The sequence below is a fragment of the Bacillus sp. (in: firmicutes) genome (assembly GCF_031983925.1).
GTDB classification, from domain to species: Bacteria; Bacillota; Bacilli; order Bacillales; family Bacillaceae_G; genus Bacillus_A; species Bacillus_A pacificus.
Genome location: NZ_DALYZR010000004.1, coordinates 274,443 through 299,075, shown reverse-complemented (window position 1 = coordinate 299,075; position 24,633 = coordinate 274,443). Strand labels below are relative to the sequence as shown.

Sequence of the window (24,633 nt, the reverse complement as noted above, 5' to 3'; positions counted from 1 at the left end):
TCCCCACTGATTAAAGTTTCACTTTATAAAGTAAGGAGAATGAGAGATGGATATATACTTATTAATCGTCACGTTACTTGCAATTGCGATTGTTATTTTAGGGGTATCATGGTGGAAATGGCATGCATTTATTAGTTTAACAGTTGCGAGTTTATTTTTAGCTATCATGTCTGGATTGAATTTGACGAAAATAGTGACTGCCTATGAAACTGGTGTCGGTAGTGTACTAGGGCATTTAGTTGGTATTCTAGCTCTCGGAACAATTTTAGGAAAAATGATGTCCGATTCAGGGGCCGGCATGCAAGTGGCAGATTTCTTTATTCGATTTTTCGGTGTGAAGAAACTACCGTGGGCTATGTTATTTGCAGGATTTGTTATAGGGATTCCGGTATTTTTTGAAGTGGGGATCGTCATTTTATTACCACTCGTTATTTCCATACGAAAAACGACGAAGCAAAATATATTATTAATTGCGTTACCTGTTATTGCGGGATTATCTATCGTACATGGGCTCGTGCCACCACATCCAGGAGCGATGACAGCAATCGGTATTTATAACGCGAACTTAGGAAAGGTACTATTATATTCATTACTTATCGCGTTACCAACAGCCATTATCGCGGGACCGATATTTGCAAAGTGGGTAGATAAAAAGGTTATACCTGAAAATGAACCAGAGCTTATTCGAGTTACGACTGTCTCAACTGATTTACCGAGTCGTAAAGTTTCATTCTTTATTATTTTATTACCAGTTGTATTGATGATTTTATCGGTCGTTGCACCTTATATTTCATTACCGAAAAAGATGACTGAATTTTTCGTTTTTGTAGGAAGCCCAGTAATTGCCTTACTTATTTCATGTTTTGCAGCATTTTATTTACTTGGAATCAGACAAGGTATTAATAAAAAGATGATTAAAAAATTAACAGATGAAAGTTTACTACCGGTCGGTTCTATTATTTTAATAATTGGTGCAGGCGGTGGATTTAAACAAATATTAATTGAAAGCGGCGTTGGCACGGCGATTGCGCAAATGGCAGAACATATATCGTTATCACCAATTGTACTTGCTTTCATGGTAGCTGGTTTAATTCGAATCGCGACCGGATCGGCTACAGTAGCATTAACGACAGCGGCAGGGATTGTTTCACCAGTTATTCAGCATATGTCAGGTGTAAATTTAGAATTGCTCGTTATAGCAACCGGAGCAGGTTCATTAATGTTTTCTCACGTAAATGATGCAGGGTTCTGGCTTGTAAAAGAGTATTTAGGTTTGACGGTGAAGGAAACGTTTAAAACGTGGACGGTACTGGAGACATTGTTATCATTTATTGCATTTGGTTTTGCGCTTTTATTGAATATGTTTCTTTAGGAGAGGAGATCAGATTTAAACGAATAAAACCTAGAGGGAATGTAATTTCTCTCTAGGTTTTATTCGTTTTTTGTGCTTTCTATCGCTCTATTACTTAATGGAGCGGACATACTGATCTTCTCCATCGTCTTTGACAAAGACTCCTAGCTCATTCAAATCTTTACGTAAGTGCTTCTTTTTCTTCGAGTTTCCGTCTCGGATAGCATTTCGTCTTTCATACAAAATGGTATTTACATTTTTACTAAATCGCTCATCCTCTAATTTCCATAGACTATAGTCTTGCTTATAAGGATCTTGTTCCACCCATGGAAAGCCGTGCAGCAAGAAAATATCTTTAATTTTATGTGGATTTATATCAGATTTTTCACGTAACCATTCGCGGTCTTCTTGATCAATGATTACCACTTGGCCTGTATCTACAAAAACGGCTTTTACATTTGAACTAGTAATTTGCTTCTTTTGATCGTCCTTATTTACATGAATGCTTTCCGAAGTAATGTTCATTTTTAAAGCTTCACTATAAATAATTAAAGAAAATAAAATTCCTGCAATAGCGCCAATTGACATGAGGATAATAGGAAGCCAGAAGGGGTTAATAAAATTTAAAAATTCTATCATTTTCAAATCAGAAAAGAGGGGAATCTTTTTTATAATCTCTATTAATTTAGGCGAAAAATATCCGATAACGCCCAAAAGGATTGGACTTACTATAACAAGTAATTTTTCTAAAAAACCTAATCCAATGACAGATGCCTTTTTCACGTGTAGTTCATCCTTTCTTCATATATAATTTTTCAAAATCAGGGCATTTAAATAGTGAGTTTCTTCACCATTTTTATGAGCTCATCTGAGTAATTTTCTATAGATATAGATGCATTTGCCTTCAGCATTCTTTCTTCGATTGCTCCTAAAATAAATGAAGCTAATGTGTCGGCTTGGAAAGAGTTAGAAAACACTCCATTTTGTTGACCAGTCTTCAAAATATTTAATAACATCGTTCTAAGTGCATCATCTTCTTCATCGTCTTCAATTCTGTAATAAGGAATATTCTCTTCATTTCTTGCATTAAAGACAATCTCAATCAAGGCAATATTATTTTTGCAATGAGTTTCTTGATAAGCCAAATGTGCTTCAATAAAAGCTTCTAGTTTGTTTATTTCAGATTGGGCTAATAGTACTCGATTGCTAATAAATTCATGTTGTTTCTCAACTAAAAATTGTAATGTCCGATTCATAAGATAAAGCTTATCGTTAAAATGATAAGAAATAAGTCCAGTACTAATCTTAGCTTTTTTTGCTACCTTCGTTAAGCTTAAGTTGTTATATCCAACTTCTTCTAACGTATCAATGCATGCAAGAATAATTTGTTCACGCCTAGCCTCTGCGATAAAAGAATCAGTCACGCTATTCAACTCCTGATTTATATAATTTGAATGTATAATCAAAAAACTGATTGGTCGTTCAATTAAATTTTAGTAAGAAATTAGAAGTATGTCAAATGCTTTATGCTTACATCTTGAAAAGGCTAATCCGCCGATCGATGAAGCCCAATTCCTAAAACAAGCCCGTTTTTAAGTAAGCCAAGCTTCCTATTCGCCCTGAAAACATACTATAAATGGAATCCCCTCATTTAGAGCAAGGTGAACTTGTTATGAATGATACTAAAGGAGGAATAGAGTAATGAGCGAAAAGTGTGAACACAGACATGATGATTGTAACCGCAGACATGGGTGCGGTGGCGGTTTTGCGCTTCTAATCGTATTGTTTATTTTATTAATCATCATCGGTGCTAGCTGCTTCGGCGGAGGCGGTTGTGGTTATGGCGGTTACGGCGGCTACGGATATGGTGGCTACGGCGGATATTGCTGCTAATTAAAAACTATTGAAAATGGCCTTGTGCAATACGCACAAGGCCATTTTATTCATATTTTGATCTGCTGTGATAATTTATTAATGTACAGGGAACGAATTAAGAAGAAGAAAGTAATCTCGATCATTCCGAAAAAGGTGAGTACGATACATGTCTCTTTTAGTAATGAGAAAGAAAACATACTTTGTAAAAACTTAACGGCAAATAATGTGTGAACACCAGCAACGATGTAAGGAACGAAAAATAAAATTCCTAATTGAATCGTTGCGGAGCGAAACATTTCCGATTCAGTTAAGCCAAGCTTTGTAATCGTAATATACTTTTGTTTTTCAGTTGTTAAGTCATTATACATACGGAAGTATAAAACACTAGCTGCTCCGATAAAGAAAATAAAGCCGAGAAATGTCCAAATAAAGAAAGTGGCAATTGAATTTCCTTTGCTGTAGCTTAGATCATCCGCAGCTGTATAAATAGAAAAAGGGGCTTGAGTATTTTCTCCTTTATGTTTTTCATAAAAATCACGTACATCATCGCGAATGGTACGCGACATTTTTTTCGTCGGAATAATTGTATTTTCCCAGTTCTCTACAAAATAATTATAAATCGTGATTGTCTCAATATGAGGAATCATATTTTCAATTGCATTATCTTGCATAATAATGAGATGAGGCAATGCAAAGGGTGGTTCTATTCCTTTATTAATAAAACCTTTAATATGAAATTCCTTTTTATTAGAGCCAAGTGTAATCGTATTTTGTTTAGCAAATGGATTTGATACAAGATTTAAAAGTTCTGGCGAGTAACGAGACATAATATAAACTTGTGTAGAATCCAGAGTTATTTTCGGTCTCTTTAATTGTTTAGCGAGTGCGTTATAGTCACTCATTTTCATAAGAGCAACGTCTTCGTTTGAAGCTGTATCTTTTAATACTGTAGATTTGTATTTATTGTATTGAAAATTAGCATTTGTAAGCTCTGTTTCAATTGTAGCAGTGTGCTTTTGCTCTAGTACACTTTCTCCTACGGATATGTATGTGAAGGGGAAAGGATATCGTTCTAGTATCGATGCTTTTGTATTATTATTAGCGGCAAATAGTCCGATAATAATTGTAAATGCAAGTGCCGATAACATAGAAACGATAAAGAGCACATTAATATTACTACGAGTGCGGCTAGTTAAATCTGAAATCCATAACATATTTATTTGCTTCATATAAAACTTTCTTCGTCTTTTTAAAATCAAGATAAAGAGAAGAAATGTTTGGGAAAAGAATAAATATGTTCCGACTACTACGAGTGGCAAAATAGATAACATGATAAATAATACAGATCCATTTTGAACATTTTTTTCTGTTATGTAGCCTTGCGGATAACCAGCGATATAATAACATACTGCTAAGCAAATTAAAGCGAATATCGAAATGAGTATAGATGGTTTTTTTTCTTTATCGCCTTTTTTAGTCCCTTTAATGAGCTGTGTTGTTTTACGAGTACGAATGAACATCGGTGTAAACGTAGATACGATGAAAAATAAAATAATAAAAGTTACGGTTGTAACGATAATTGCTTCTGTTGGCCAATATAAATAGAGGCCTTTTGCACTTGTTAATTTAGAAGTAACGAGTAAGAAAAAGTTAGAAAACACAAGACCGCCTTGAATACCTACAAAGATAGCGAGTATTCCAATGATCATATTTTCAGTAAACAAAAGACGTTTTAATTGTTTTTGGGATATACCGAGAACAGTTAAAATGCCAAATTGTTGTTTTCGTACATTTAAAAATGTCCCAATAGAATATAAGAGAAAGAAGAACGAGAACAAGACGATAACAAACTGTGCCATTCCAGCTAAGTTCATGAGCGGATCTTGTTCCTGTAATTTATTCATAATTTGTAAGCGTGGATGATACGCGTATACAGTAAATGAAAAGAAAACCATGATAGAGAACGCACTACTTACAAAATAAGCGAAATATGCTTTAGAATTACGCGAGACATTTTTAAATGCAAATTGCCAAAATGTCATCCACGTCTTCCTCCTAGTAATGCTAGAACATCCAATATTTCTTGATAAAATTTCTCTCGGTACAATCCGCGGTGTAGTTCATTGTAAAGTTCGCCATCTTTAATGAAAATGACGCGGTTACAATAACTTGCTGCGAATGGATCGTGCGTAACCATTAAAATTGTTGCATCTTCTTCTTTGTTCAATTTCGTAAATAGTTCCATCACGTCAATTGCCGCTTTTGAATCTAAATTTCCTGTCGGTTCATCGGCAAGTAAAAGAGACGGATGATGAATAACAGCACGTGCTACTGCGGTACGCTGTGCTTGTCCTCCTGACACTTCAAAGATACGCTTGTCTAAAATATGATCAATTCCAAGTTTTTTTGAAATGTTATCGAGCTTTTCATCCATTTCTTTTAAAGGAACATTATCTAATGTTAAAGGTAGTACGATATTTTCACCGATTGTTAGTGTATCTAGTAGGTTAAAGTTTTGGAAAACAAATCCTAGCTCTTGGCGGCGGAAAACAGCTAACTTCTCTCTACGAAATGTGTGCGGTTTTTTTCCATTAATCACGACATCACCAGCAGTCGGAGAATCAATTGTAGAAATAACGTTTAAAAACGTAGATTTACCGCTACCAGATGGTCCCATAATCGCAACGAATTCACCTTTATCTACATGTAAATTTATATTTTTTAAAGCTGTATGAGGGACCTTTCCTTCATACACTTTTGAGACATTTTTAATGTGTAATACTTCTTCCATAATAATCACCTTTCTAATTTTAAAACTTAATGTGTTGTGATAATTTTTGCATATAGAAGGAACGAATTAAAAGGAAAAATAAAATTTCAACTGTTCCAAAAATAACCAGTACGACTGTAATCTCAGCGAAGAACGAGAGATGTAAAACTTCTTGCAGCATCTTTGTCGCAAACATCGTATGAATTGATGCCATAATGTACGGAACAAAGAAAAGAATCGCAAGTTGAATTGTAGCAGATCGTTTCATTTCGGCTTCTGTTAAACCAATTTTTGTAATCGTTACATACTTTTCTTGTTCATTTGTTAAATCTGTATGCATCCTGAAGTAAAGAACACTGCCAGCACCAATAAAGAAAATAACACCTAAGAAAGTACCAATTAAGAAGAACGAAGCGACATTTTGTTTTGTTGTGTATAGAGAATCGCTCGCTTCACTTGCATGGAAAGGCGGGTGCTCTGCTTGAATGTTGTTCCCGTCAGTATTAATTTTGTCTATGAATACCGCACCGATGTTATTAGCTTTTTCCCAGTCCTTAACTTTAAAGCTATATACACTCATCTGTTTTGAAACAGTGGATAATGCTTCTACATTTTCATCAGATAGTATGAGCAATTGGTATATTAAGCGATTTGGGAATGGGTTATAACTTTTATATTCTTTCACTTGTAGTTGTAAATTGTTTTGCGTAAGTGTAAGAGTATTTTTCTTGTCTTTATTATGAAGCGTTCCAATAACTTGATCATCTAAGTCTTTCATAAGAATATAAGATTCATTCTTATTTACCGTGAGTGTTTCCCAATTTAAAGCCTTAGCAAGTACATTATAGTCACTTTGTTTAATTGCATAATAGAGCTGCGAATTTTCTTCCGCTGAAGATACTTCATATATATCCGTTTTAAATTGTTTATAAGTAAATTGCTCTTCATTAAATTTTTGTTTTAACCAGTTTAAATGTTCATCCGCCAACGTATTTTCAGTATGTGATAAATATGTAAAAGGAAAAGGATTTTCTCTTACTGTATCGAACTTCATAAATTTACCAAAACCATATAAGAATGTAATCATAGTAAAAGCAAGGGTTGATAGCATCGCTACAATAAAAAGCATGTTAATGTTTGTCCGAATGCGCGCTGCTAAATCAGAAATCCAAAGCATATTAATTCGCTTCATATAAAATGTTCTTCGCGTTTTTAATATACGAATGAGTAAAAAACTAATTTGTGAAAAGAAAAAGTATGTTCCAGCTGTAACAAGTGACGGAATGAGAAATATACTGGTGGCGGCGTACAAAAGCCCAACTATGTCGCCGAGCGACATGAAATATAGCGGATTGGCTGCTAGTACGTATCCAGATATTAAACATGTCGCACCAAATAGAGAGATGAGCACAGATGCTTTTCTTTCTTTTTGTTTTGTTCCTTCTTTTAAAAGACGTACAGCCTTCCTCGTCCGAATGAGCATCGGCGTAAACGATGAGACGAGAATGAAGAGTCCTAGAAAAATGATCATAGTTAAAATAATGGCAGCTGTTGGCCAATATAAATATAAACCAGGAACATGTGTAATCTTGGCAGTAACTAATAAAAAGAACTGCGAGAAGACAAGTCCAAGTTGAATGCCGAAAAAGATGGAAAGAACACCAATTAGCATGTTTTCTAGAAATACGAGTCTCTTTAATTGTTTTTGGGATATGCCAAGTACTGTTAAAATCCCAAATTGCTTTTTTCGTACTTTTAAGAAAGTACCGATTGAATATAGTAAAAAGAAAAATGAAAAGAATACAATGACAATTTCTGAAATTGTCATTAATATGTTCAGAGCAGCATTTACGCCTGTCATATGTAGTTTAGGATGAAATAAATAAACCGCAAACGAGAAAAAGATTGCGATAGAGAACGCACTGCTTACAAAATAGGCGAAATAAGCTCTGGCGTTTCGTGTGACGTTTTTAAATGCAAACTGCCAAAATGTCATTTGCCTAGCCTCCTTAATAGAGTTAACGTCAAAGGAGTATGAGGGGAATATTCCTCATACTCTTTTATTTTTATGTGTAATACTTTTTCCATAAAGCTCACCTTTCTATAATTTAAACCTGAATATGTTGCGATAACTTCTGCATATAGAGTGAACGAATTAGTAGGAAAAAGATAATCTCCACTGTCCCGAAAATGACAAGTACGACTGTAATTTCAGCGAATAAAGATATACTAATAACATCCTGTAACATCTTCGTTGCAAACATAGTATGAATAGAAGCCATAATGTATGGAACGAAAAATAGGATGGCAAGTTGAATGGTCGCTGAGCGCTTCATTTCTGACTCTGTTAAACCAATCTTGGTAATCGTTACGTACTTTTCTTGTTCGTTTGCTAAATCGGTATACATACGGAAGTAAAGTACACTGCCGGCACCAATAAAGAAAATGATTCCGAGGAAAGTACCGATTAAGAAATAGGAAGCACTCCCTGATTTAATTCTGTATAGGGAATTGCCCGATTCGTAAGCAAGAACGAGCGGTCCATCGTTCTTAATACTTGCACGGTCTTTATCGATTTGTTTTATAAATTCATCAGCAATTGTGTATGTATTCTCCCAGTTTTGTACGTTGTAATTATAGCTTGTTACATGTTTCGTCCCATTGGGGAGATTGTGAATGACAGAGTCAGATAATACTAATGTTTGATGTGCAAAATAAGATGGAATGGCATTAACAGCTTCATATCCTTTTACTTGTAATTTATAATTTGTATCAGAAAGTGTAATGTGTTCTCTAGTGTAACTGTCATCTAACGCGTTAAATATCGGGAAATAGGATGATCCAGCTAAGACATATGCTTCGCTATCGTTCATAAATAGTTTTTTTAGTTGTAAGGAATTGGCAAGCTTATTATAATCACTTTGTTTAATGGCGTATATGTCATTGTAATCTCCGACGCTCTCGTCTTCTTTTAACGGTGTAGCATATAACTCCACTTTAATTTTGTCATAAGAGAATTTTTCATCTTGTAATCGTTTCTCTAGCCAATTTAAGTGCTGGGAAGTAAATGGATTTGCTTCGTATGATACATAAGAAAATGCGAATGGAGAAATCCTTTCAGCCTCTAACTTCATAAACTTCCCAAATCCGTATAAAAAGGTAATCATCGTAAAGGCAATAGTAGATAACATTGCTACGATAAAAAGCATATTAATATTTGTCCGAATACGGCTAGCCAAGTCAGAAATCCAAAGCATATTAATACGTTTCATATAGAAATTTCGTCTTTTTTTCAAAATATGTATGAGTAAGAAACTAATTTGTGAAAAGAAGAAATACGTTCCAATCGAAACGAGCAGTGGAATAAGAAAAATACTAGAAACCATATATATCATTCCTATTTTTGGGTCTAATGAAACGAAATATTTTGGGTTTCCAGCTAAAGCGTAGCCGCCTACTAAACATATAGTGCCAAATAGAGAAATAAGTATAGATGGCTTTCTTTCTTTTCGCTTACTGGTATTCGCCTTTAAAAGATAGACTGTTTTTCTTGTTCGAATGAGCATCGGTGTGAATGTAGATACAACGATAAAGAGACTGAGAAAAACAATTGTCGTTAAAATGATTGCGTTAGTAGGCCAGTATAAATATATGCCTGGGACATGAGTAAGTTTGGCTGTTACTAATAAGAAAAATTGCGAAAAGACAAGTCCAAACTGCATGCCGAAAAAGATAGATAAAATACCAATTAACATATTTTCAGTGAAAATGAGTCGATGTAATTGCTTTTTTGATATACCTAAAACGGTTAACACACCAAATTGCTTTTTCCGAACCTTTAAAAACGATCCGATTGAATAAAGTAGAAAGAAGAACGAGAACAAGACAATGATAACTTCTGAAAAAATCATTAATCCTGAAATTTCTGAGATCATACTAAAATTTTGTAATTTAGGATGAAATAAATAAACAGCAAACGAAAAGAAAACAGCAATGGAAAAAGAACTGCTTACGAAATAAGCAAAATAAGCTCTGGAATTACGTGTTACATTTTTAAAGGCAAACTGCCAAAATGTCATAATACGTACCTCCCGCTAGAAGGAAAATATGTAGTTTTATTGCAAAAAATGTATGAGAGTAAGTTCTCATACATTTTGCTAGCATATGTTACGATCATGCTTTGGTCACCTTCTCCGTATGTTCTGCTTGATTATTTGCAGCGTTGTGGAAGATGATTTTAATCGTCGTTCCTTTCCCAACTTCAGAATCTAGTTTGACAGAGTGACCTAAATAATCACAAATTTTACTTACAATATAAAGCCCCATACCAGTAGATTCTCCGAATGTACGGCCGTTTTTCCCAGTGTAAAACGGTTCGAATACTCTTCGAATATCTTCTTGCGGAATCCCAACACCTTCATCACGAACTTCTAAAATAATATCTTTTCCATTTCGGTAAGCGGATAAGAATACTTTCTTTCCGCGCTCACCAGAGTAACGGACAGCATTTGTCATTAACTGATAGATGATAAATTTTAGCCATTTCGCATCAGAGGCAACCTTTAAATCAGAATGAACTTCTAAAACAGGGAAGACCCCGTTTCGAATGAATAGTTCTTTTAATCCATTAATATTTTTTGTTACCGTGTCTTTTAATGAAATCGTCTCAACATGGAAGTCTTCATGGAAGTTATTTAACCTTGCCATGTATAAAGCCATATCGAGTCCTTGATTTAATCGTTCTAATTCTTTTTTGAATTTCGGAATTAAATGTTCATCTTCCATTTCGAGCACCATAAGCTGCATAACAGAAACGGGTGTCTTCATTTGATGCACCCAGTGGTTAATAAATAATTGATGTTCTTGCTGTTTTACTTCGTACGATTGTAGTTCTTTTTGGAATAGACGATACTGCGTGCGCACGAGTTCATTTACACCGTGAGGCATCGGAGCAGTTGCTCTTTCAATAAATGCATCTTCCATTTTTTCTGGTTGTTCACTTAATCTATGGTACATTCTACGATTGCGAACGTAACGGTAAGCGAGGAAACAAATAAATAAGTATAAGCTTAAAACGACGAAGTAAAATTTATTATTTTGAAATCCATCTACTGCATCATAAAGAACGAAAATGATACCGAAGTTTAATACGTACAGTAGAAAAAATGCAAAATGATCACGTAGAAATAGCTTCATGCTTATTCACTCCAAGTTGCGTTAAAACGATACCCAAGTCCGCGCACTGTTTCAATAGCATTTTCAATACCAAGCTCATTGAACTTTTTACGAAGACGCGTAATGTTTACGTTTAATGTGTTTTCTTCAACAAAGCTCTCGTCATCCCAAAGCGCAGCTAACAAATCTTCACGGCTCGCTGTACGAGGGAATTTAGATAATAACATTTCTGCTAAAATAGCTTCTTTCTTCGTTAAAAGAACTTGCTCAGATCCAAAATGAATTTCTGGACGTTCAGGGAATAATTTTAATCCTTCTACTTCAACGATACGTTCAGAAATGTTTGGTGCATAATCACCGTAAATGCGGCGTAATTGACCTTTAATTTTCGCCATTACAACGTCGTAGTGGAACGGTTTCGTAATATAATCATCCGCACCGCTTTCAATCGCCATAATTTGTTCCATCTCACCAGCACGTGCTGAAATGAAAATAATTGGACAAGTAGATTCATGACGTATTTGACGGCACCAGTAGAATCCATCGAATTTCGGTAAGTTTACATCAAGTAAAACAAGATGTGGTTTCACTGTGTTAAACGATTCCATAATATCATCAAAGTTTTCAGTAACAACAGCGTCGTAACCGTACTTTTGAATATGAGATTGCAGTAATGATGAAATATTTGGATCGTCTTCAACGATTAAAATTTTATACATATGTATATTCCTCCTAAAAAAACAATTGTAGCTATAGTGTATCATGTGTTTCAAGTCTTTTCATTAAGTTGAAAGATAAGCTAGTAAACAGTATATGTCAAAAGCGTAGAAAGTAAAAAGGGCTTCTTATATAATTGACAATTAACCGAAATCATTTTAACATTTAGATAAATATCTAAATGTCTAATTAGTGAAGGGAAGAAAGACATTGAATCAAGCATTTAAAGCATTAGCAGATCCAACAAGGCGAAAAATTTTAGATTTATTAAAAGAAGGTGATTTAACCGCTGGTGAGATTGCTGAACATTTCAATATGACAAAGCCAAGTATTTCACACCACTTAAACGCACTTAAAAATGCTGAACTTATTCAAGATGAAAAAAAAGGTCAGTTCGTTATGTACTCTCTAAACACAACTGTATTTCAAGATTTATTAACTTGGGTGTTTACGTTTACGAATAAGGGGGAAGAGGGGAAATGAGAAAACATGTATTTCCGTTATTATTAATTGCTTTAACGATTATTGCATGGTGCGTTGCTTGGCCGAATTTACCAGAAGAAGTTCCGAGTCACTGGAATGTTTCGGGTGAAGTAGATGGACATATGTCTAAAATGGGAGGTATGATTTTTGATGTGGCAATTATGGTTTTTATATATGCTTTATTGACTGTATTGCCTAAGATAGATCCGAAGTATAAGAATTATGATAAGTTTTCTAAGGGGTATAATGTAATAAATTATAGTGTATTGATCTTATTATTTTTAGTAAATATCATTGGAATTGGAGCTGGATTAGGTTATGACATTCCAATGAATAGTACACCGCATATTCTTGTTGGTCTTTTATTTATAGTTATAGGTAACTATTTACCACAATGTAAACCAAATTACTTTGTAGGTATAAAAACACCGTGGACATTAAGTAACGAGGAAGTATGGAGAAAGACACACCGTTTTAGCGGAAAAGTGTTTGTTGTATTAGGGGTTATTATGATTTTAAGTATTTTTGCCCCCGTAGCGTGGAAAGGTTTCCTAATCATTGGAATTATTGTCGGGGCAGTAGGATTAACGATGGGATATTCTTATGTTGCTTATAAAAAAGAACTAAAAATGTAAACAAAGCAGCTTTTCCTTTCAAGGAAAAGCTGCTTTGTTTTTTTATCACTTCTTCAAAACCGGTATCCAAATTTCACTTTTAAAGTTTGGAGAGGATGTATCTTTCTGTTCATTCCACAATATTTCCGGTCCTTCCGCTAGTTCATAGTTTGAGGAAGGAAACCATTCGGAATAAATACGGCCCCATACGTTTTGTAATGTTTCAGGAAATGGGCCGACAGCTTCAAATATAGCCCACGTTGAAGCTGCGACTTCAAGTTGCGCGAATTGCTCTGGACAATCTTTAGTTGTGGCTACTCCAATGTAGTGATCGAGTTCGCCTTTTTCCTCCATTCTGCCTTCAGAAAAGTTAGTAGAAGCACTAATGATTCCATTCGGTGCCATGTTTGAAAGTGACTTTAACGTTTGAATGGACTTTGGATTTAAACTTTTCCACATAGAAGCAATTTCTTCATTTACACCGTTAAATACAATCGGTACTCGTTTTGTAATACCTATAATTCGAAATGGTTCTTTTTCTTCAATTCGATAGTTCATTTCGTTTCCTCCTTGGATGGATAATTGGAAGGTCATTGGTGAATAGGCTTTTAAGGAATGACTACTATTTCGGGCCTCTGAAGGTGTTATGCCGTGTAAGTTTTGAAAGGCGCGAGAGAATGAATCTGGTGAGTTGTATCCATATTTGATAGCGACATCAATGACTTTTGCATCGCTATTTTTTAGTTCAAAAGCAGCGAGAGTAAGACGTCTACAACGAATGTATTCTGATAGTGATATGCCAGCTAGGAAAGAAAACATTCTTTTGAAATGATATTCCGAGCAGTAAGCTAGCTTCGCAACTTTTTTAAAATTAATTTCATTTGTTAAGTTGTTTTCGATATAGCGCATTGCAGCATTCATATTTTTAAGTGAATCCATATTATGACCTCCTCTGTACATAGAATAGCAGGAACGAAATAGCTCCACCCGACATTTCGTGCACAACTTTGTAGGGTACATTTTGTACCTTACAAAATTGTAATGTTCCTGTAAGGAGAATGAATGGATGGCATGATATCCCAATGTTATAGTAACAAAGTACTTTGATTCATTAGGTTAAATTTTGATTTCTTTGCTTACCGGTCTTACATAACTGTCATGTTTGTGTAAGAAACATCGATAGTGGAAAAAGTAGAGAATGTATATAGTGAAAATAGAGAATAGATGAAATGAGGGATGTCGAGATGAAAACAGTGTTAGAAGCAAAAAATATTGAAAAAGTGTATGACACGGGTGGTAATAAATTTGCAGCGTTAAAAGGTATTAACTTACAAGTAAAAGAAGGTGAGTTCGTTGGAATTATGGGACCTTCTGGTTCTGGTAAGACAACTTTACTAAACGTTCTTTCTACAATTGATAATGCGACGAACGGTGAAATTTTAATTGATGGAAAAGATATCGTGAAAATGAATGATGATAAGTTAGCGTTATTCCGCCGCGATCATTTAGGTTTCATTTTCCAAGATTATAACTTATTAGATACGTTAACTGTAAAAGAGAACATTGCGTTACCTCTTGCGTTATCAAAAGTGAAAGCGAGTGAGATTGATCGCCGCGTTCTTGAAATCTCAAAGAAATTCGGTATTGATCATATTTTAAGTCAGTTCCCATATCAAGTATCTGGTGGACAGAAGCAAAGATGTGCGGCATCACGTGCAATCGTTACAAATCCAAGTATGATTTTCGGGGACGAGCCGACTGGAGCGCTTGATTCTAAATCAGCAACAGATTTACTTGAAAGTATGAAGTCGCTAAATGAATATGACAACTCTACAATTTTAATGGTAACGCACGATGCGTTTGCGGCAAGTTACTGTAAACGAGTTATTTTCATTAAAGATGGTGAGTTATATAAAGAATTGCACCGCGGTGAATTAACGCGTAAACAGTTCTTCCAACAAGTCGTTGACGTAATGTCTTCTATTTCCGGAGGTATGGCTGATGACCTTATCTAGCATTGCCCTCCGCAACATACAGCGGAACTTTAAAGACTACTTTGTATATTTTGCATCTATGATTTTTAGTATCGTTATTTACTTTACATTTAAAGCACTGCAATATAATTCACAAATGGAAAAAGCTGCGGAAGCTTCTAAAAAAATTAGTGGAGCTTTCCAAGTTTCCAGTGTCATGCTAATTATATTCGTAGCGGTGTTCATTATATATTCAAACGGTTTCTTTACAAGGAAACGTAAAAAAGAAGTTGGATTATATTCCTTATTAGGTATTCGTAAAAGACAGATCGGTAAAATGCTCTTTTATGAAAATATGTTAATGGGATTAATGTCTTTAATTATCGGAATTGCGATTGGTAGCGTCCTTTCGAAATTATTCCTTGAACTGCTAGTAAGTATGATGGGATTAAACTTAAACGTTCATTTTGAAGTACCGATAGCTGCCATTATTGATACAGCACTTATTTTCTTTGTGATTATTTTGTATACATCACTTCAAGGATATCGTTTAATTTATCGCTTTAAGTTAATTGAACTTTTCCGTGCAGAACGTGAAGGAGAAGCAATGCCAAAAGGATCTGTCATTATGGCATTCATTTCAGTTGTCTTAATCGGTTCAGGTTATTTCTTAGCATTAATGTTCATGAAGGCAGTTAAATATGCAGACTTTATGGCAGTTGCACTTTATATTTTACTAGCAACAGTATTAGGTACGTACTTACTATTTATGTTCTTTACAGTATTCGTATTGAAACGTGCAAGAACGAATAAATCATCGTTTTATAACGGTATGAATATGGTAACGACGTCACAGCTACTATATCGTATTAAAGGAAATGCAAAGTCACTTGCGACAATTTCTATTTTAAGCGCGGTAACATTAACGGCAGTTGGTACATCAGTTACGATGTATTACAACACATTTACACAGTCAAAAGCAGTTGCACCTTACAGTTACTCTTATGAGAAAAAAGATGCAGAGCTTGATAAGAAAGTAAATGCGATTTTTGCAGAAGAGAAGAAAAATCACCCGATCAAAGATCAATTTGAAATTGAGACAGTTCCTGTAAAAGGGAAGTTTGAAGGAGACAAAGTTGATTTCATTCTTAACATGAACTATAGGATTTCAGAGAAATATCAGTTTATGTCTCAGTCAGAATTTAATAAATTTGCTAAAAAAATCGACGCAGAAACAGTGAATGTAGCTGCTGGTGAAGCATTTATATATGATAGTTCGTATATGGAAGGGCATGAGTTTAGTCCAACATATAAAGGAAATAAAACGGTATTCCAAATTGGAAATGAAACGAAGACATTAACAATCAAGGATGCAAATAATACTGCAATTACAAACTTAGGTGAACTAGTTGTTGTCGTTTCAGATGAAATGTATGAACAAGCGAAGCAAGCATTTGGAACACGCGTTGTAAAAAATATTGATGTAAAAGATGAAAAAGATAGTAAAGTGTTAACAGAAAAATTAACAAAAGTGATGCCAGCTGGTGAATCAGAAATGGTACTATCATTTAGAGATTTCTACACTGGTTTCCATATGGGGCTTGAAGGAACAGGACTAATGATGTTTATTGGAATGTTCTTAGGTCTTGTATTCTTACTAGCAACAGGTTCTATCATTTACTTTAAACAATTAACAGAAGCAAATGCTGATCGTGAGCGTTATGTTGTACTTCACAAAATAGGGGTCACAAAACAAGAAATGAAAAAAGCTATCGCCAAACAAGTAAGCTTTATCTTTGCAATTCCGTTAGTGATTGGAATTTTGCACAGCTTATTTGCACTAAAAGGTTTAGCAACACTAATACAATTTGAAATTATGATTCCGCTTCTAATTAGTATCGGAGTATACGGTGTTATTTATATTGGATATTATTTCTTAACGGTTCGTTCTTATTATAAGATTGTGAGTGCGAAGTAATAAAGGAGCAGCTATCGCTATAGGCGATAGCTGTTTTTTATTCTTCATAAAATCTTAAGAAATCTCCTCAATTTTTGTTAAGAAACGATAGTTATACTTAGAAACAAGTTAAAAACTATTGAACGAATGGGGAGATGGTTACATGCAACTCATAACATTCTTACACGAATTTATTAAACATCCGAAACATACTGGTGCAATTGCGCCAAGTTCAAAAATATTAGCAAGAAAAATGGTAGATGTAATTGATTTTCATAGAGCGAAATGCATCGTAGAGTTAGGGCCTGGTACAGGGGTTTTTACGAAGGAGATTATGAAGAGAAAAAAGAAGGAAACAATATTTCTTCTTATTGAAATTAATGAAGTGTTTTGCAAAGAGTTAAAGAGAAAGTTTAAAGATGAGCAGAACGTCATTGTTGTACACGGTTCAGCTGAAAATATAAAGAAGTATATGGAAGAGTTCCATATAGAATGCGTGGATTATGTCTTATCGGGATTACCTTTTACCTCTTTACCAGAAGAAGTTTCAAAACGTATTTTAAACAATGTAATGGAATCGATACATGAGAATGGTAAATTTATTACCTTTCAATATTCACTTGTGAAAAAAGGATTTATACAGCATTTCTTCCCTGAAATTACACTAGAAAAGGTGTGGCTCAATTTCCCACCAGCGTACGTCTTTAGCTGTAAAAAAGAGCTAAGGAGAGCATATGCATAATGGAATTACATGAATTATTATCTTATATTGAACAATACGGTTATTGGGCTTTATTTTTCTGTTTATGGTTAGGTATTATCGGTATGCCAATTCCAGACGAAATGATTGTAATGAGTGGTGGCTTTGTCTCTTCACTAGGGATATTAAGTGGCATTCCTGCATTCTTATTAACATATTTAGGCGTTGTATCTGGGCTATCGCTAGGTTATATATTAGGGAAAATATTTGGTACAAAAGTACTTCATAAGCTAATGAAAAAGAAAAAGGCGAAATATCTTTTGAAATCTCAACAAATGGTAGAGAAATATGGTCATTATGCGTTAGTTACAAGTTACTTCATACCGGTTGTAAGACATATCGTACCGTATGTAGTTGGGATGAATAATATGTCATTTAAGATGTATGCTTTGTATTCTTATACGACAGGATTTGTTTGGACACTCGTTTACTTTATGCTAGGTTCTTTATTTGGGAAACATATTGAAAGTATTGTCGCAGTTGCGATAGAGTATGGTGTGTATTTTGGCGTAATTGTCGTTTTGATTGGCAGTTTGTTTTATGTAAAAAGAAGTGCAGTAGTTAGTAAATAGAGGAGGCTGTTCCAAAATACATTTTTGGACAGCCTCTTTTGTTGTCTCTACTGTCAGTTTTTGTCGGTAAGTCGATATATTGAAAAAATCGTTGATATATTTTGAGTTGTGTTCGATATATTTGAAAAATCGTCGATATAATTTCATGTACCTAGATGTGATGCCAAATTTCTTCTGCATTAAGAAAAAGTTAAGAAACTGTACGAGTTTTTATTTGCGCTAAAAGGATTAGCGACAGTTATTCCATATGAAATTGCAGTTCCGTTATTAATTAGCATCGGTGTGTATAGTGTTATTTACATTGGTTATTATTACGTAACGATTTGTTCTTATTTTAGGATTGTTAGTAAATAAAAAATGGATTCAAACTAAAAAAAGCGTAAGAGAACATAGTGTAAATTATGCTCTTTTACGCTTTTTTATCATTATTTATATCCTAAAATATGCTCAATCTCATGCAAACTTAATTTACTTGCCTTAGCAATCGTTTCAAGTGGTATACCAAGATCATACATACTTTTAATCATTTGAATTTTTCCTTGTTGAACCCCTTCTTTTCGCCCTTTTTCTATACCTTGTTCTAAGCCCTTTGCTAAGCCTTTTTCCATGCCTTTTTCCATGCCCCTTTTCATACCTTCTGTCTCTGCATGGGCGAATTTTGCGGCCTCATCCATTAAAACTTTCTCCCTTGCGTCATAGGCTTGTCGGAAAGAGGAATCTTGACTCATACGTTCCCACTTGTTTATTGCTTTTTGTAAAATAGGATCTCGGTTCATAGCAATATCCTCCAATGTTTTAGTTAAGTGTTCATCCTCATTTGCTGAAAGCAATAAAAGCCAACGAACAAATGGATCTTTCCACGGATTTACTTTTTCTTCATTGTATCTAATAATAACTAGAGTATGCAAACAAGCCATTCTTCTATTTTTGAGTAGTATTGTTAGAATGTCACAGGCAAGCATATCTATGTTATACTCTAGTGAAATTGAAAAGTTTATCCGACTTTAATGGGCAGTAAGACCCCCACCGATTAAAGTTTCACTTTATATTGGGATGAAGATGATACATATGCAAACAGATATTTTGAAACTATTAGATAGAAAACAAAGTAACTATGAATTCTTCCAATCAGTAGCCGCTGCAATAAAGAAAAAAGATCCAACCATTATCGTGAATAAGGATTGTAATACGCACTGGAACATTTGAGCGCAATTCACCATTTAAGCTCTGTATTATTTATCTCGCATTAACGGACAGTAAGACCCCCACCTCAAAATGCAGCGGAAGCAAAGAAGTTAGGTGGGGGATGAAGAGAAAAACCACTGAATAAAGTTTCACTTTATTCATGCCAGTTAGCCCATTTAGTATTTAACATATTTTTTTCTTCTTCTGAAATTATATTGTCTTTATACCAAGGCAGATGTTTACATGTAAAATTATCAGCTACCCTTACGGCATTATAAAAACCGTTACTAATAAATTTTTTATTGTAAACAGCAAAAGTCGTATCAATCCCAGCGTTGAAAACTTTAGGGTTATTGTATTTAGTTATAGGAAAAAGCCAATACTGCATTTCCCATTCTGTTACTGTACATTCCTCGTTTGACATGAGGTCCCAGTTGAAATTAGGCGTAGGTATAATGTCTAAAGCAAGTCCGGCTTTAAAGAGTGAAAGCTCAATTGTTAATTGCTTTAAATACTCTAAAAAGTTATCTGGCATTTTTTCATTAAAAGATAAATCAGGATCAGTTACAGCAAAGAAATCTGGAAGTAAATCGAAAAAATAGGGAATTACAAAAAAACGTGGCCCATAGTTCTCTGCATTCTTTACTAAATTATATTTAGTTGATATTTGCTCATAAAAAGCAAGCAAAGCAGGAGCGGTTGAATTATTATCCCAAATCCATATATCTTCATTTTTTATCTTTTTGTTTTCTAATTGTTTTAACATATTTTTTACATAAGTGACATTATTGAAGGCTATCACTATTATAGGAATGTTGGAATTATATTTTAAGTTTTCTATATTAGAAAGACTTAGTTCGTTCTTACATTCGAACATGATTTATAACACCTCCCAGCAAAAATAAAATACACTGCATTAGAAACAACATTCCAATATATGCGTAAGTAAGAGGAATGGAAGCGGTGTGCGGCCTATATATGATGGAAGTAGGAAAAGCAGTTTTGTTAAGGTAGATTGAGTATACGAATAGTGATGAAAGAGGAATTTTTCTAGCTACATGAGAACACGGTAAACGTTAGATAATATTAATGAAAAGGTGATACATGTGCAAAAAGAGATTTTAAGGTTATTAGATAAAAAACAAAGTAACTATGAATTTCCTGCCTTTGATAATGAATATATGGATATTTCACAAGTGAAATTCTCTCTTTTCTTTAAAGATAATAAAGATTGGTTAATGGTATTTCAGGTTGTCGGTGTAGGTTCATTAGGTGTATGTAATGATATTCAAGTATATGGAGATAGAATAAACCATTCAATTGGTGATGATGGAATTTTGCAATTAAATGATGGAGATTATGAATTATTTGATGATGAAGGTAATTTTATACCGGATATTTATAACGGCAGTTTCAAAATTCGCGAGCATCATTTTGAATATCAATTTACAGAAGAAGATTATGTGAATCATGGAATAGAAGTACAAACGATAGAGTCTTATCCAACATATTTCATGCGTATGCTTGCTACTAATGATGAAGCTCGAAAATTAGTATGGTGGGATAAAGAAGAAATTTTAGAAGAGTGCGGTTTAGAAGGTGATTGGGAAGTAGCGTATGAAACGGAAGAATGGAAACATGTTGAAGACGAAAAAGTAAGTGAAAATGAATTCTTCCAATCAGTATCCGCTGCAATAGAGAAGAAAGATCCAAGTGTTATTGTGAATAAGAACGCTAATACACATTGGAAAAATTGGGTGGAGTTTGATTACGAAAACTCATATTAAAATATCTTTCTAATAAAAAAGACGAGCTAAAATGTTAAAACTTTAGCTCGTCTTTTTGTATTACACAACCGCAGGATTATAAATCATCGTAAAGTGCCCTTGTAATACTTCAATATGACAAGGTGTATGCAGTGAGCTTTCTCCATCTGTATCTACTTCTTTTTCTTCTTCTGTTTCAATATGAATGGATTTCGCTTTTACGTGGAAGATGTCATTTTCATTTGAGTCTTCAAATAGTTTCTTTCCGATATAATCTTTAAACGCTTGAATGCCTGTTGATTTGACGACGAAAATATCAAGTGTGCCGTCATCGCACTTTACGTTTGGGATAAAGGACGGGATACCGCCAAGATATTCACCGTTTCCAACCATAACAAGGACAGCTTCGTCTTCATATACTTGTCCGTCGTACGTGATTTTAACTGGGAATGTTTCAGCATTTTTAACAGTTCGAATAGTGCTTAAGTAGTAACCAATTTTACCAAGCTTTGCTTTCTCTTCTGCATCGATATTGTTTGATACTTCAGATACGAGTCCAATGCCCCAGAAGTTTAAGAAATGTTGTCCGTTCGCTTTTGCAACATCAACTGGTTTTACATGTTCCTTAGTGATAAGTTTTGCTGCTTCTGCAATGTTTTGCGGAACGCCGAGTGTGCGAGAGAAGTCATTGCAAGTTCCGCCTGGAATAATTGCAAGTGTAGGTCTCGTTTCAAGAGGCGCTAAGCCATTTGTGCATTCAAATACAGTGCCGTCACCACCAAAGACGATAATTAAATCTACTTTACTAGCAAACTCTTGGCAATATTTCGTTGCATCACCTTGCTTTTTCGTATGAAGGATATGTAAGTCAGGAAAAGTAGCCGCAAGAGGTGGTACGATTTTCGCCAAATTTGTATGTAAGTCGCCTTGTCCAGCTTTTGGATTTACGATGAGGAGTACTTTTTCAAATTTTGTCTTTGTCATTTTTTTCTCTCCCTTTGTCTTTTACGAATTGTGATAGAAAATAAACTTCCACCAGTAATTGATGAAAGTTTATTTTATTATATTATTCCGTTACAACTGAAGCGATAAATGGTAAGTTACGATATTTTTCTGCACAGTCGATACCGTAGCCAACGATAAATTCGTCTGGAATTTGGAAGCCAACATATTCAGCTTTTAAGTCTACTTTACGACGCTCAGGTTTATCGAGTAATGTACAGAATTTGAGTGCCTTCGGCTTATGCATAAAGAAGTGATCTTTTAAGAAGTGAAGTGTTAAACCAGAATCGATAATGTCTTCTACAACAATTACATTTTTTCCAGTAATGTTTACATCGATATCTTTTAATAGTTTTACTTTGCCAGTTGTTTCTGTTTGATTTCCGTAGCTAGATGCAGAAATAAAGTCGATTGTTACATCGTTTTTAATGTGACGAATTAAATCAGCAGCGAATACGAAAGATCCTTTTAATACAGCGATGACTACGATTTCTTCTCCTTCAAAATCACGTTCGATTTGAAGTGCTAGTTCTTTTACTTTTTCTTGTAATTGTTCTTCAGAAATTAAAGTGTCTTTTATTTCAATATTCATTGGAGTCCTCCTACAGTGTAAAACTTGCGAACATTTCGACTGTAAAGGATAGAAAGGAAAAAGTCAAAGAAGATATAAGTTTTTTACAAAAATACCCACAAAATAGTCAGATGATATGATATACTGATTATAATAAAGAAAACGCTTCCATAAAGGGTGATTATGATGAAAAAGAAAGATTATACAAGTGCAACATTTATAAAAGCATTACTTTTAACAATTGTTCTTGGCTTGTTAGCTTACATAATTGATGTACCAGCGATTCGGATTTCACTAATTGGAATGACTTTAGTATTAGGCGCAATTTCTCATGGTATGATGTCGCAGCTACAAGAAGCTGGACTTGATGATATGAAAGATCATATAGATAAGAAATAAGAGACCTTCACATATGCATAGTGAAGGTTTTTTTGTTTCTTACAAAAATGTAAGGTAGTTGTAAGGGAAATCGATAGTTGCATAGTAGTGTTTTGGATAAACTATGGGTGTAAGGTAAAAGGCAAGCATATTTTAGGTAAATTCAGTTTTAGGCACTCTATATGTGAAAAAGGAGTAGGAGGGCATGGAGAAACGTTGGACGACCTTTTCTTTTTTAGCAACTAGCAACACCGTAATGCTAGCTGGCGAAATGGATTTTTTGCACTTGTTTGATCGAGAAGACGATCATTCTTCTTCTAAATTTACAATGAAATGGAATAAATGGAGCGAAAGTTGTAGGTTGGAAGAAGAGGCCCCTAACGAAGAGCAAAAAATTATTTTGACAAACCCTATTAAAGCGTGGGTTGTTCAACGTCGTAAGTGTAACGTCAAAAATCACTTAAAGAAAACTGAGCCGAGACAATTAGTTATCGCTCCGGCCCGTTCTACTTCTAAATCACGCGAAAGTAACATGTAAATAATTGAGACACACACCCGAAAAGAGCATTGATACAGTGCTCTTTTTCTTTTTTGCAAAAAGTCTTTTGTTTGAGGAAAAATTTGTTATGATTATGGAGGAATCTTACATTTTACATTTAGTATGAAAATATGAACGTAATAAAATTTGAAAAGGTGTGTGTATGATGAAAACATATAGTGTAATTGCAGTAGCGAGTTTGTTAGCGACAAATCTATTAACATTTCCTTCTAGCTCTCTAGCTGAAATTGAAAATAAAACGAGAAATAGTATAGAAGCTGTATCGCATATGCAGAGCAATGAGAAAAGTGAATTACAAAAACAATTAGAAGCTGCAAAAGAACGAGAAATGAAATTAGAAAAAAGAGAAGAAATTTTAAAACAGCAGGAAGAATTATTTATTAAAATAGATGATTTAAAACAGAAAAAAGAAGAGTTACTGGAACAAGCTGGTGAACATAACGTACAGATAGAAGAAGTGTATCAGGAATTAAATGAGCTGAAAAAGCAGCAAGAAGAACTTGAAGAGAAGAATCCATTACAGGTAAAGAGCAATGATCAAGAGAAAAAAACGAATGAATTAAAAAGCCAAGAAGAACTTAAAGAAAAGGATGGAGTAGAAGTAAAAGAAAACAATGGCCAAGAAGAAAAAGTTCATGAAGAATTTGAAGAACAAAAAAAGAAGGAAGAGTTAAAGAAGCAACAAGATGAATTGCGAAAACAGCAGGAAGAATTGAAGAAGCAACAACTAGAGCTGGAGCAACGAATAAAGCAAGAACTTGAACGAAAACAGCAGGAAGAACAGGCGAAGCAAGAACTTGAATTAAAACAGAAAGAAGAACAGGCGAAGCGAGAGCTTGAATTAAAACAGAAAGAAGAACAGGTGAAGCAAGAGCTTGAATTAAAACAGAAAGAAGAACAGGTGAAGCAAGAGCTTGAATTAAAA

At 34.3% G+C, this 24,633-nt stretch carries 23 protein-coding genes and 4 pseudogenes; 14 read left to right on the top strand and 13 right to left on the bottom strand.

The window, feature by feature from the left end; all coding sequences use genetic code 11:
* Positions 1-46 precede the first annotated feature (46 nt).
* The gene (gene gntP / locus RTP99_RS16520; protein ID WP_000356175.1) at positions 47-1,372 is read left to right on the top strand and encodes a gluconate permease GntP; all 1,326 of its coding nucleotides are present in this window, start codon (positions 47-49) and stop codon (positions 1,370-1,372) included.
* Between the two features lie 90 nt (positions 1,373-1,462).
* Here the strand turns inward: gntP and RTP99_RS16515 are convergent, their stop codons facing one another.
* Together RTP99_RS16515 and RTP99_RS16510 are read right to left on the bottom strand one after the other, a co-directional pair.
* Positions 1,463-2,134 carry a YqeB family protein gene (locus RTP99_RS16515; protein ID WP_000710359.1) on the bottom strand — a complete coding sequence of 224 codons (672 nt, stop codon included), beginning with the start codon at positions 2,132-2,134 and terminating at the stop codon, positions 1,463-1,465.
* A 47-nt stretch (positions 2,135-2,181) separates the two neighbouring features.
* The gene (locus RTP99_RS16510) at positions 2,182-2,775 is read right to left on the bottom strand and encodes a TetR/AcrR family transcriptional regulator (RefSeq protein ID WP_000132253.1); all 594 of its coding nucleotides are present in this window, start codon (positions 2,773-2,775) and stop codon (positions 2,182-2,184) included.
* Between the two features lie 277 nt (positions 2,776-3,052).
* Here RTP99_RS16510 and RTP99_RS16505 point away from each other — a divergent pair, with 277 nt between their 5' ends.
* Positions 3,053-3,244 carry a YjcZ family sporulation protein gene (locus tag RTP99_RS16505; protein WP_001290390.1) on the top strand — a complete coding sequence of 64 codons (192 nt, stop codon included), beginning with the start codon at positions 3,053-3,055 and terminating at the stop codon, positions 3,242-3,244.
* A gap of 50 nt (positions 3,245-3,294) precedes the next feature.
* Here RTP99_RS16505 and RTP99_RS16500 read toward each other — a convergent pair whose 3' ends face one another.
* The 6 genes from RTP99_RS16500 to RTP99_RS16475 all read right to left on the bottom strand — a co-directional run bounded on the left by RTP99_RS16500 (position 3,295) and on the right by RTP99_RS16475 (position 11,890).
* Positions 3,295-5,268 (bottom strand): FtsX-like permease family protein, encoded by a 1,974-nt coding sequence (locus RTP99_RS16500; protein WP_000144908.1) that lies wholly within the window; start codon positions 5,266-5,268, stop codon positions 3,295-3,297.
* Positions 5,265-6,017 carry an ABC transporter ATP-binding protein gene (locus RTP99_RS16495; protein ID WP_000393245.1) on the bottom strand — a complete coding sequence of 251 codons (753 nt, stop codon included), beginning with the start codon at positions 6,015-6,017 and terminating at the stop codon, positions 5,265-5,267. Before RTP99_RS16495 ends, RTP99_RS16500 begins: the two co-directional genes overlap by 4 nt.
* A 19-nt stretch (positions 6,018-6,036) precedes the next feature.
* The gene (locus RTP99_RS16490) at positions 6,037-7,992 is read right to left on the bottom strand and encodes an ABC transporter permease (protein WP_000145016.1); all 1,956 of its coding nucleotides are present in this window, start codon (positions 7,990-7,992) and stop codon (positions 6,037-6,039) included.
* Between the two features lie 112 nt (positions 7,993-8,104).
* Positions 8,105-10,075, bottom strand: a complete 1,971-nt coding sequence (locus RTP99_RS16485; protein WP_000145073.1) for an FtsX-like permease family protein — start codon at positions 10,073-10,075, stop codon at positions 8,105-8,107.
* 94 nt (positions 10,076-10,169) lie between these two features.
* Positions 10,170-11,192, bottom strand: coding sequence for a sensor histidine kinase (locus tag RTP99_RS16480; RefSeq protein WP_000765346.1), 1,023 nt, complete (start codon positions 11,190-11,192; stop codon positions 10,170-10,172).
* A 2-nt stretch (positions 11,193-11,194) separates the two neighbouring features.
* Positions 11,195-11,890, bottom strand: a complete 696-nt coding sequence (locus tag RTP99_RS16475; protein ID WP_000276733.1) for a response regulator transcription factor — start codon at positions 11,888-11,890, stop codon at positions 11,195-11,197.
* A 208-nt stretch (positions 11,891-12,098) separates the two neighbouring features.
* Between RTP99_RS16475 and RTP99_RS16470 the strand changes: the two genes are divergently transcribed.
* Both RTP99_RS16470 and RTP99_RS16465 read left to right on the top strand, forming a co-directional pair.
* Complete coding sequence (locus RTP99_RS16470) at positions 12,099-12,371, top strand: autorepressor SdpR family transcription factor (RefSeq protein WP_001070523.1); 273 nt, start codon at positions 12,099-12,101, stop codon at positions 12,369-12,371.
* Positions 12,368-13,006 carry an SdpI family protein gene (locus RTP99_RS16465; protein ID WP_001225597.1) on the top strand — a complete coding sequence of 213 codons (639 nt, stop codon included), beginning with the start codon at positions 12,368-12,370 and terminating at the stop codon, positions 13,004-13,006. Before RTP99_RS16470 ends, RTP99_RS16465 begins: the two co-directional genes overlap by 4 nt.
* A gap of 45 nt (positions 13,007-13,051) precedes the next feature.
* Here RTP99_RS16465 and RTP99_RS16460 read toward each other — a convergent pair whose 3' ends face one another.
* The gene (locus RTP99_RS16460; RefSeq protein ID WP_000377724.1) at positions 13,052-13,924 is read right to left on the bottom strand and encodes an AraC family transcriptional regulator; all 873 of its coding nucleotides are present in this window, start codon (positions 13,922-13,924) and stop codon (positions 13,052-13,054) included.
* Positions 13,925-14,229: 305 nt separating this feature from the next.
* Between RTP99_RS16460 and RTP99_RS16455 the strand changes: the two genes are divergently transcribed.
* The 5 genes and pseudogenes from RTP99_RS16455 to RTP99_RS16435 all read left to right on the top strand — a co-directional run.
* Positions 14,230-15,000, top strand: a complete 771-nt coding sequence (locus RTP99_RS16455; protein WP_000859654.1) for an ABC transporter ATP-binding protein — start codon at positions 14,230-14,232, stop codon at positions 14,998-15,000.
* On the top strand, positions 14,987-16,936 hold the full coding sequence (locus RTP99_RS16450; RefSeq protein WP_000176128.1) for an ABC transporter permease: 1,950 nt from the start codon (positions 14,987-14,989) through the stop codon (positions 16,934-16,936). Before RTP99_RS16455 ends, RTP99_RS16450 begins: the two co-directional genes overlap by 14 nt.
* A 142-nt stretch (positions 16,937-17,078) precedes the next feature.
* Positions 17,079-17,657, top strand: a complete 579-nt coding sequence (locus tag RTP99_RS16445; RefSeq protein WP_001176075.1) for a class I SAM-dependent methyltransferase — start codon at positions 17,079-17,081, stop codon at positions 17,655-17,657.
* Positions 17,657-18,247, top strand: a complete 591-nt coding sequence (locus RTP99_RS16440) for a DedA family protein (protein ID WP_000418909.1) — start codon at positions 17,657-17,659, stop codon at positions 18,245-18,247. The genes RTP99_RS16445 and RTP99_RS16440 overlap by 1 nt, the downstream gene beginning before the upstream one ends.
* Before the next feature lie 210 nt (positions 18,248-18,457).
* Positions 18,458-18,601, top strand: a pseudogene (locus RTP99_RS16435) (FtsX-like permease family protein); the annotation flags it as partial.
* Between the two features lie 71 nt (positions 18,602-18,672).
* Here RTP99_RS16435 and RTP99_RS16430 read toward each other — a convergent pair.
* Positions 18,673-19,134 (bottom strand): annotated as a pseudogene (locus RTP99_RS16430) (Rpn family recombination-promoting nuclease/putative transposase); the annotation flags it as partial.
* A 208-nt stretch (positions 19,135-19,342) separates the two neighbouring features.
* Between RTP99_RS16430 and RTP99_RS16425 the strand changes: the two are divergent.
* A pseudogene (locus tag RTP99_RS16425) lies at positions 19,343-19,453 on the top strand (DUF7003 family protein); the annotation flags it as partial.
* 133 nt (positions 19,454-19,586) lie between these two features.
* Here the strand turns inward: RTP99_RS16425 and RTP99_RS16420 are convergent.
* Positions 19,587-20,309 (bottom strand): glycosyltransferase family protein, encoded by a 723-nt coding sequence (locus tag RTP99_RS16420; protein WP_000461062.1) that lies wholly within the window; start codon positions 20,307-20,309, stop codon positions 19,587-19,589.
* Between the two features lie 229 nt (positions 20,310-20,538).
* On the opposite strand from RTP99_RS16420, the gene RTP99_RS16415 reads away from it, so the two are divergent.
* Positions 20,539-21,219, top strand: coding sequence for a DUF7003 family protein (locus RTP99_RS16415; protein WP_001168353.1), 681 nt, complete (start codon positions 20,539-20,541; stop codon positions 21,217-21,219).
* 60 nt (positions 21,220-21,279) lie between these two features.
* Here the strand turns inward: RTP99_RS16415 and RTP99_RS16410 are convergent, their stop codons facing one another.
* Both RTP99_RS16410 and hpt read right to left on the bottom strand, forming a co-directional pair.
* The gene (locus RTP99_RS16410; RefSeq protein ID WP_046648685.1) at positions 21,280-22,182 is read right to left on the bottom strand and encodes a diacylglycerol/lipid kinase family protein; all 903 of its coding nucleotides are present in this window, start codon (positions 22,180-22,182) and stop codon (positions 21,280-21,282) included.
* Positions 22,183-22,264: 82 nt separating this feature from the next.
* Positions 22,265-22,792, bottom strand: coding sequence for a hypoxanthine phosphoribosyltransferase (gene hpt, locus RTP99_RS16405; RefSeq protein ID WP_001019304.1), 528 nt, complete (start codon positions 22,790-22,792; stop codon positions 22,265-22,267).
* Between the two features lie 162 nt (positions 22,793-22,954).
* Between hpt and RTP99_RS16400 the strand changes: the two genes are divergently transcribed.
* From RTP99_RS16400 to RTP99_RS16390, 3 genes and pseudogenes are all read left to right on the top strand, one after another.
* Positions 22,955-23,170: a hypothetical protein gene (locus RTP99_RS16400; protein WP_041184715.1), complete on the top strand. Its 216-nt coding sequence runs from the start codon at positions 22,955-22,957 to the stop codon at positions 23,168-23,170.
* 184 nt (positions 23,171-23,354) lie between these two features.
* Positions 23,355-23,687, top strand: coding sequence for a hypothetical protein (locus RTP99_RS16395; RefSeq protein WP_000415599.1), 333 nt, complete (start codon positions 23,355-23,357; stop codon positions 23,685-23,687).
* A gap of 166 nt (positions 23,688-23,853) precedes the next feature.
* Positions 23,854-24,633, top strand: a pseudogene (locus RTP99_RS16390) (S-layer homology domain-containing protein); the annotation flags it as partial.